Source organism: Gordonia sp. (in: high G+C Gram-positive bacteria) (genome assembly GCF_049299075.1).
Taxonomy (GTDB): domain Bacteria; phylum Actinomycetota; class Actinomycetes; order Mycobacteriales; family Mycobacteriaceae; genus Gordonia.
Genome location: NZ_JBAQWU010000328.1, coordinates 1 through 8198, shown reverse-complemented (window position 1 = coordinate 8198; position 8198 = coordinate 1). Strand labels below are relative to the sequence as shown.

Annotated in this window: 9 protein-coding genes and 1 pseudogene; 9 read left to right on the top strand and 1 reads right to left on the bottom strand. The window is 67.2% G+C overall.

Features of this window, described 5'->3' with window-relative positions:
* From WAW85_RS10160 to WAW85_RS10120, 9 genes and pseudogenes are all read left to right on the top strand, one after another.
* A pseudogene (locus WAW85_RS10160) lies at nucleotides 1-522 on the top strand (hydroxymethylbilane synthase); the annotation flags it as partial.
* A 73-nt stretch (nucleotides 523-595) separates the two neighbouring features.
* Complete coding sequence (locus WAW85_RS10155; RefSeq protein ID WP_422559495.1) at nucleotides 596-2209, top strand: uroporphyrinogen-III synthase; 1614 nt, start codon at nucleotides 596-598, stop codon at nucleotides 2207-2209.
* Between the two features lie 117 nt (nucleotides 2210-2326).
* A complete protein-coding gene (locus WAW85_RS10150) occupies nucleotides 2327-2647 on the top strand; it encodes a YiaA/YiaB family inner membrane protein (protein ID WP_422559494.1) in 321 nt (106 codons plus the stop codon).
* Between the two features lie 26 nt (nucleotides 2648-2673).
* Nucleotides 2674-3660 (top strand): porphobilinogen synthase, encoded by a 987-nt coding sequence (gene hemB / locus WAW85_RS10145; RefSeq protein WP_422559493.1) that lies wholly within the window; start codon nucleotides 2674-2676, stop codon nucleotides 3658-3660.
* A 142-nt stretch (nucleotides 3661-3802) separates the two neighbouring features.
* A complete protein-coding gene (locus WAW85_RS10140) occupies nucleotides 3803-4231 on the top strand; it encodes a hypothetical protein (RefSeq protein WP_422559492.1) in 429 nt (142 codons plus the stop codon).
* A gap of 11 nt (nucleotides 4232-4242) precedes the next feature.
* On the top strand, nucleotides 4243-4701 hold the full coding sequence (locus WAW85_RS10135; protein ID WP_422559491.1) for a hypothetical protein: 459 nt from the start codon (nucleotides 4243-4245) through the stop codon (nucleotides 4699-4701).
* On the top strand, nucleotides 4701-5297 hold the full coding sequence (locus WAW85_RS10130) for a DUF3093 domain-containing protein (RefSeq protein ID WP_422559490.1): 597 nt from the start codon (nucleotides 4701-4703) through the stop codon (nucleotides 5295-5297). The genes WAW85_RS10135 and WAW85_RS10130 overlap by 1 nt, the downstream gene beginning before the upstream one ends.
* Nucleotides 5294-6163 carry an SGNH/GDSL hydrolase family protein gene (locus WAW85_RS10125; RefSeq protein ID WP_422559489.1) on the top strand — a complete coding sequence of 290 codons (870 nt, stop codon included), beginning with the start codon at nucleotides 5294-5296 and terminating at the stop codon, nucleotides 6161-6163. Before WAW85_RS10130 ends, WAW85_RS10125 begins: the two co-directional genes overlap by 4 nt.
* 162 nt (nucleotides 6164-6325) lie before the next feature.
* The gene (locus tag WAW85_RS10120; protein WP_422559488.1) at nucleotides 6326-7258 is read left to right on the top strand and encodes a LysR family transcriptional regulator; all 933 of its coding nucleotides are present in this window, start codon (nucleotides 6326-6328) and stop codon (nucleotides 7256-7258) included.
* On the opposite strand, the gene WAW85_RS10115 is transcribed toward WAW85_RS10120, so the two are convergent.
* Nucleotides 7212-8198 (bottom strand): GGDEF domain-containing protein (locus tag WAW85_RS10115; protein WP_422559487.1); only part of this gene is annotated, 987 nt, incomplete at its 5' end. The two genes, WAW85_RS10120 and WAW85_RS10115, sit on opposite strands and share 47 nt — an antisense overlap.

Below are 8198 nucleotides of genomic sequence, written 5' to 3'. Positions count from 1 at the left end.
CGCCCCCTACGAGGCAACCTTGACTCTCGGTTGGGCAAAGTCGCGAACGGGGAACTGGACGCGGTGGTGGTCGCCCGAGCCGGCTTGGTTCGCATCGGTCGTACCGACGCAGTAACCGAGGCACTAGACCCCGTGGTCATGGTGCCTGCACCGGCACAGGGGGCCCTCGCCGTCGAATGCCGTGCCGACGATGCCGAACTGGTGAGAATCCTCGCCGAGTTGGACGATCCGTCCACCCGTGCGGCGGTTGACGCCGAGCGAGCAGTGCTTGCGGCCCTGGAGGCCGGATGTACCGCGCCGGTCGGTGCGATCGCCGAGGTGGTCGAGTCGATCGATGAGGACGGGCGCATCTTCGCTGAATTGTCGCTTCGTGCGGCGGTGGCGGCCGAGGACGGATCCGACATGATCCGCGCTTCGGTGGTGGGCCCGGTCGATCGAGCGTCTGAACTCGGCCGGAATCTTGCCGCCGAACTGCTGGAGCTCGGTGCTGCCGCACTAGTCGATCAGTCAGGTGCACACTAGCGGCGCCTGATCCGACGGCTCCGGTACAGAACGACGGAGGCCCCACCCGGTGGGGCAGGAGAGCGCAAAACTCATGAGCCGTACCAAGAAGGCTAGTCCGGGCCGAATCCTGTTTGTCGGGTCGGGTCCGGGAAATCCGGATCTGCTGACCGTGCGTGCGATGGACGTACTGGTCAACGCCCCTGTCGCGTTCGTCGATCCCGACGTCCCCGCGTCCATCGTGGGGTTGATCGGTTCCGCGCGTCCCGTCGCCGAGCCCGCTGTGCACGACGATATGGTGCACGACGATGCGGCGCCTGGTGCCGTCGATCCCGCCGAACAGGTGGTCCGCCCGGCCCTCGGTGATCCTGCTCAGGTCGCCAAGACCCTGGTTACCACCGCCCGCACGGGCACCGATGTGATCCGCGTGGTCTCCGGTGATCCGATGACCACCGATGCGGTGCTCGCCGAGATCACTGCCGTCGCCCGCACCACCGTCGTCTTCGAGGTGCTGCCTGGTCTGCCGCACGCCGCCGTCGTGCCGGGTTTCGCTGGCCTGCCGATTGGTTCTGGGCACACTGTTGCCGATGTTCGCGGCGACGTCGACTGGGCCGCCCTGGCTGCCGCCCCCGGTCCGCTCGTTCTGCACGCCACCGACAGCCATCTCGGCGAGGTTGCCAGCGCACTCACCGAGAACGGCCTGGCCCCGCAGACGCCGGTTGCCGTTACCCTGCACGGCACCACCTGCCAGCAGCGCACGATGGAGGCCACCCTGGCTACCCTGGCCGACCTCGGCGTCGGCCTGGCCGGATCGCTGATCCTGACGGTCGGCAAAGTGGTCGGCCAGCGCCAGAAGTTCTCTTGGTGGGAGTCGCGCGCCCTGTACGGCTGGACCGTGCTGGTGCCGCGCACCAAAGATCAGGCGCCGGAGATGAGCGATCGACTGGTCGGGCACGGCGCGATCCCGCGTGAAGTGCCGACGATCGCTGTCGAGCCACCGCGTAGTCCGGCGCAGATGGAACGCGCCGTCAAGGGTCTGGTCGACGGCCGGTACCAGTGGATCGTCTTCACCTCGACCAACGCGGTGCGTGCGGTGTGGGAGAAGTTTGCCGAGTTCGGTCTGGACGCTCGCGCGTTCTCCGGCGTCAAGATCGCGTGCGTCGGCGAGGGCACCGCACAGAAGGTGCGCTCGTTCGGTGTGGAGCCGGAATTGGTGCCCAGTGGCGAGCAGTCGTCGCTCGGTCTGTTGGCCGACTTCCCGCCCTACGACGAGATCTTTGATCCGGTCGATCGCATTCTGCTGCCGCGCGCCGATATTGCCACAGAGACCCTCTCCGAGGGACTGCGTGAGCGGGGCTGGGAGATCGACGATGTCACCGCCTACCGCACCGTGCGCGCCGCTCCGCCTCCCGCCGAGACCCGCGAGATGATCAAGACCGGCGGCTTTGACGCTGTCTGTTTCACTTCTAGTTCGACGGTCCGCAATTTGGTCGGTATCGCTGGCAAGCCGCACGCTCGCACCATTGTGGCGTGTATCGGACCCAAGACCGCCGAGACTGCGGTCGAGTTTGGTTTGCGGGTGGACGTGCGCCCGGAGGACGCCTCCATTGCCTCGATGGTGGATGCGCTCGCCGAGCACGCCGCGGCGCTGCGCGCCGAGGGCGCACTGCCTCCTCCGCGCAAGAAGTCCCGGCGCGCCCGCTCCTAACCGGTTGCGCCGGCCCACCATGGCCGAGGTTCAGCAGAAACTGGTGTAGAACTACCCGGCGCAAGTCGGGTAGTTCTACGCATCTGCGGGGCGTAGCGCGCTGGCACTGTTAACTCCATGAACAGCACAGCACCGGCAAAGCCCAGCACCGCCTTCTTCGTCCAGTCCGCCATCTCCTTCGGTACCTCCTCGCTCGCCCTTCTCATCGGCGCGTTCTATCTGCCGATGGATCCGTGGCAGCGCGGCTTCGTGATTCTGGGAATCCTGTTCCTCGTCACGAGCTGCTTCAACCTCGCTAAAGTCATTCGTGACCAGCAGGAATCGGCGAGTCTGCGCTATCGGGTCGACGAGGCCCGGCTCGATAAGCTGATGATCGAGCACGATCCGCTCCGCAACCCGCCCCTGCCGACCTCGATGATGCCGACCCCGATGATGTAGCCGCCGGTCACCGTAGACTCGGGATCATGAGTTTCCCCGTGCAGCGTCCCCGGCGATTGCGGACCACCCCGGCGATGCGCAGGCTGGTGGCCCAGACTCGGCTGCACCCCGCACAGTTGGTCCTGCCGATGTTCGTTGCCGACGGCATCGATGCCCCGCGACCGATCGAGTCCATGCCCGGCGTGGTGAACCACACCCTCGACTCGGTGCGCACCGCCGCTGCGCAAGCGGTGGCGGCCGGTGTCGGCGGACTTATGCTCTTCGGCGTGCCCACACCGGCTGACAAGGACGCAGCCGGCTCGTGCGGCGCCCGGCCAGACGGCATTTTGAATCGGGCGCTCGAGGTGCTGCGCGCCGACCTGGGCGATACCACGGTGCTGATGGCCGACACCTGCCTGGACGAGTTCACCGATCACGGTCACTGCGGTGTTCTCGATGCGGGTGGTGGCGTCGATAACGTCGCCACCCTGGACGCGTACTGTGCGTTGGCGCTCGCGCAGGCCCGGGCGGGGGCGCACGTCGTCGCCCCCAGCGGAATGATGGACGGCCAGGTCGCCGCGATCCGCGCGGCCCTGGACGGCGCGGGCTACGCCGAGGTGTCGATTCTGGCGTACACCGCAAAATATGCGTCGGCCTTCTACGGCCCGTTCCGCGAGGCCGTGGGGTCGTCGTTGGACGGCGACCGCCGGACCTATCAGCAGGATCCGGCCAACCGCACCGAAGCGGTCCGCGAGCTATTGGCCGATCTCGACGAAGGCGCCGACCTGGTGATGGTCAAGCCCGCCATGAGCTACCTTGACCTGGTGCGCGACGTCGCCGAACTGGCCGACCGGCCGGTGGCCGCCTATCAGATCAGCGGCGAGTATTCGATGATCTGTGCGGCCGCCGAACGCGGGTGGATCGACCGGGAGGCCGCACTGGACGAAGCAGTGCTGTCGATTGTGCGTGCGGGCGCCTCCATCGTGCTCACCTACGCCGCCGTCGAGATCGCCGACCGACTGTCCGCAGTTTAGGCTGGAGAACATGACTGTCCCGTCGCTTCCGCCGAGGGCGTCCGCGCCGTTGGATCCGTCCCCACCTGTGGGACAAGCCCCGTCGCGGCCGGAAAGCATCGCAATTCTGATCCAGCTGTCGATTCTCGCCGCCGTATGTCAAATGATCGCAATGCCGGGTTCGTATTGGGCCGCGCGGGATCGCGCGTTGCCGATGCTCCAGGAGCAGTACCCCAATGGGGAGTTCAGCGACCCGGAGACTGTCGCGAAGATGATCGCGATCAGTGGGATCGTGATCTCCTGCATCATCGTGGTGGTCCTGGTGGCGTCGTTGATTCTGCTCCTGTTACGAGGTAAAGGCTGGGCGCGGTTCTTGATCGGATGGATCATGGCGGTCCTGACCGTGATGATGGTCTTCGAGGTCATGGACGCCGTCTTCGGCGACGGGAGTCAACAAACCCTGCCCATCTGGGCGATGATTGCGCGGATTATTGGTGGGGTGGCCGCGCTGGGTGCTTCGCTGGCCGCCCTGCATCCGGACACCCGTAAGTACGTTGAGCAGGTCGCCGCCTTCCGGCGCGGCCCGGGATAAGGAACAAAACGATGAGTGGACCGCCGGAAGGCTTCACCCCCGATCCGTCGACGTGCCCAACGCTGGTCCGCTGGGCGTACCGGTTGTGGCTGACCTCCGGCTCCCTCCTTGCCGTCGTCGGCGTTGTGTCGATTGTGCTCGCGGTGCTCGAGGTGGGCTGGAATCTGGGCCTGTTGGCGGTGGCGATCCTCGTCACCGCAGTCGGTTTGGCGTACCTGCCGATGGCACGCAAGGCGATGCGCCACCACCAGGGCCGAGGGGTGCTCGCCTCGCTCACCGTGGTCGTGTTGGTGATGGTGTTGGTGCTGACTATCGGCTTCCAGTCCGGCGAACTCGCGCTGGTGCTGTTCATTGCGGTGATCGGCTTTGCCGGTTCGGTGCTGGCCTACCGGCCGGCCGCTGACGCTTGGTACAACGGTACTGACGCCGCACCGGCCGCTGCCACCACGTCGTCGGCGAGCGAGAGCTGATGGGCGAGGAGAAGCCCGACGCCGACCGGCCCGCCGACGAGCTGGATGCTGCGATTGACGAAGCCGCGGGCGACCCCGACGAGGATCCGGCCGACACGCTCGGCGATCCCGGCGCGGTGCTGTTCGATGAGCCGGGCGGCAGCAAGATGGCGATCTGGATCGGTCCGGTGATGATCGCAGCGGTGCTCGTGCTGGAGATCGTCGGTCGGGGCCGGATCCACTGGGAAGTGCTGACCATCTTCGGTGTGCTCCTCGTCGGTTTCGGAATGCTGCAGTACGTGGCAGCCCGCCGACACGTCTCGGTGCTGCTCACTGAGAACACCCTGCGTCAGGGCGCAGAAACGGTAGCGCTGGCGGACATCCTCGAGGTGTACCCGGAGAACCGCACCCAGGACTATCAGAAGTGGGAGAGCGCCCGTGCGCTCGGCGAATTGCACGCGGTGCCGCGCCGCCGCAAAGGTGTGGGCGTGCGGCTGACCGACGACAAGCTCGCCCAAGCCTGGGCCCGGGATGTCGACCGGTTCCGCACCGAACTGAACGAGGCGGTCCTCGCGGTGAAGTTGGGCTTGACCAGCCGGGGTGATTCGGGCTCGTGACGCAGCGACGGCCGAACGCGGCCGCCACGGTTGGCCTCGTCGCGGCCGCCATCGTCGCGCTAGTGTTCGGCCTCCTTTCGTGCGCCCGTCGCGACGAGCCGCCCGCGCCGCATCGGCATGTGCACCTCGGTGACAGCTACGCCTCGGGGATGGGTTTGCAGCCGTCCGTGCCGGATGCGCCGTTCCTCTGTATGCGCGCCGAGGGCAACTACGGGCAGTTGGTGGCGCGACGCAATGGCTGGGAGCTCACCGACGTCTCGTGTGCCGGGGCGCAGACGGCGAACCTCACCGTCGAGCAATACTTCGGCGTGCCGCCGCAGCTGGATGTGCTCGACGACGACGTCGCCACGGTAACCATGACGCTCGGCGGGAACGACGCGGACGTCTTTGCGCTGGCGACCGGCGAATGCCGCCGGCTGGGCGGCGCCGACCCGGACGGCGCACCCTGCGCGGCGGCCCTGCGCACGCAACTCTTCGATGCAGTCGATCATCGGGTGCGACCGAATCTGGTCGCCGGACTGCGCGCCGTCGTCGCGCAGGCGCCGCGGGCGCAGGTCGTGGTCACCGGCTATCCGTGGCTGCTTCCGGCGACCGGCGGGTGTTTCGATGAGGTGTCCGTCGCCACCGGCGACGTGCCCTTTCTCCGTGCCCTGCAACGCAGGCTGAACGATGCGGTGCGGATGGCCGCTACGGCGGCCGGGGTCACGTACGTCGACCTCGAGGCGGTCTCAGCGGGGCGCGATGTGTGTGCCGGGGAACAGCAGCGGTGGATCAGCCCGGCGGGCCGTGGGCCCGGCTCGCTGCATCCGACGGCGCGTGGCCAGCAAGGGATTGCCGACGCAGTGCAGGCGGCCCTCGACCGGTGATCTGCGAGTAGAGATTGTTGATCGATGCAGCAACTTTTCTGATGAACATCGGCAGGCATTCTGGCCGGAGGCCCGGTCCGCGCGGGATGATGATGGCCGGGGCGCCCGCGGGGTGGTCCGCCGTGCACGACTGCCCGCACCGCTGCAACAGGAAGTTCTCGAATGACAGAACCCAAGAGGCGCCGCCCGCCACTTGATCAGTTGCGGACCTTTCTGGTGGTCTACCGCGCGGGATCGTTCAGCGATGCGGCGCGTCGACTGAACGTCTCGCAGCCGACGGTCACCAATCATGTGGCCTCGCTGGAGAAGTGGTTCGGCAATGAGCTGTTTATCCGCGACATCACCGGCGTCACCCCGACCGTGCATGCGCAGCAGATCGCCGGCATGATCGCCGATCAGATCGACTACATCGACCGCTTTTTTGGCAATGAGGAGTCGGTGGAGTCGGCGCTGCGGGAGGTCCGAATCGGTGGCCCGCGCGAGCTGATCCTGACGGTCGTGATCCCGGCGCTCGCCGCCGATGCCGGCCGGCTGCCGAAGCTGAACTTCGCCATGGCGCCTTCCCGTGACCTACTGGACGACCTGCGGGCCGGGCGGCTGGATCTGGCGGTGTCGACCATTCGACCGCGCGACCCGGAACTGGTGGGGTGGCCGCTGATCGACGAAGGGTTCTGGATGGTGGCCCCGCCCAGCCTGAAGATCCCCGGCGACTCGATCTCGCGGCTGTCGACGCTGCCGATCGTCGCCTACAACCGGGATCTCGCCGTGATCCGTCGCTTCTGGAATTCGGTGTTCAACGCCGAACCCGCGTTCGATCCGGACCTGGTGGTCGCCGATCTGCTGGCGGTGAAGCAGGCGGTTCTCGACGGTTTCGGCATGAGCGTGCTGCCGAGCTACCTGGTGTACGAGGAGGTGGCCTCCGGCGCGCTGGTGCGCGTCGCCGAGACGGCCGAACCGCCGATCAACACGGTTTTCTTGGTGGCGCAGCGGCCGGCGTTCGCCTCGCGGTCGATGATCGAAGGCATGGCCAAGCTGCTGCTCAAGCGGGTCAATGAGTTTGGGTCGCGGATCGATCCGTCGACGTCGGGTTCCTGAGACCGCTGCTGACTAACCGGTCGCGGCCCTGCGACTTGGCCTGATACAAGGCCCGATCTGCGTTGCGCCACAGTTCATCGGCGTCGCGACCGGCCCCGGAACTCGGTGCCAGCAGGGCGAAGCCTGCGGATACCGAGGTGCGGGGTCCGACGTCGGGGGTGGTGCTGCGGGCCGTGCGGACGCCCGCGAGAAGTGCTTCGGCGCGCGCAGTAAGCGTGGCCTCGTCGTCTCCTGCCAACAGTGCCGCAAACTCGTCGCCGCCCACCCGGTACACCGTGTCAGCCGGGCCACTCGCCGCGGCAAGGGCCTGACCGACCGCGACCAGATAGTCGTCGCCTGCGGCATGTCCGTAGCGGTCGTTGCAGGCCTTGAGATGGTCCAGATCGAGCAGCAGCAGGCCGCCAGCGCCGGTCTGGACCAGATCGTCGTCGAACGCTCGTCGATTGGGCAGCCCGGTGAGGGTGTCCCGGCGGGCCAGCAGGTAGAGGCGTTGGGCGCGTAGCCAGTCGTCGCGGGCGGCCTGTTCGAGACGGTAAGCAAAGCGCAGCACGACCAGCGCCATCAGCACCGCGGCGCCGAGCATCAGGATCGCGTACGGCGTGAGCGGGAAGGCGACGGACTCGGTCGCCACGACCCCGGTGAGGATGGCCACCAGTGATGGGGCGAGCAGTCGGAAGGGGATCTGCACGACGCCCAGACTGAGCAGCACCGCCAGCGGCATCAGGAAGGGCACGACGTCGTAGCCCTTGGGTAGTTGGATGGCACGCTGGATCATCTGAGCAGTCACGACCGTCGCGATCGCAGCGACGTAGATCAACGACGACCAGGCCTGTGCGCGGCGCGCGAACGTGGTGGCCAAGGCGATCGCGGCGGCCGGCATGATGCTGGTCGCCAGGAAAATTCGACCCAGCCAACTGGCCTCGGTCGGGATACGCAGCTC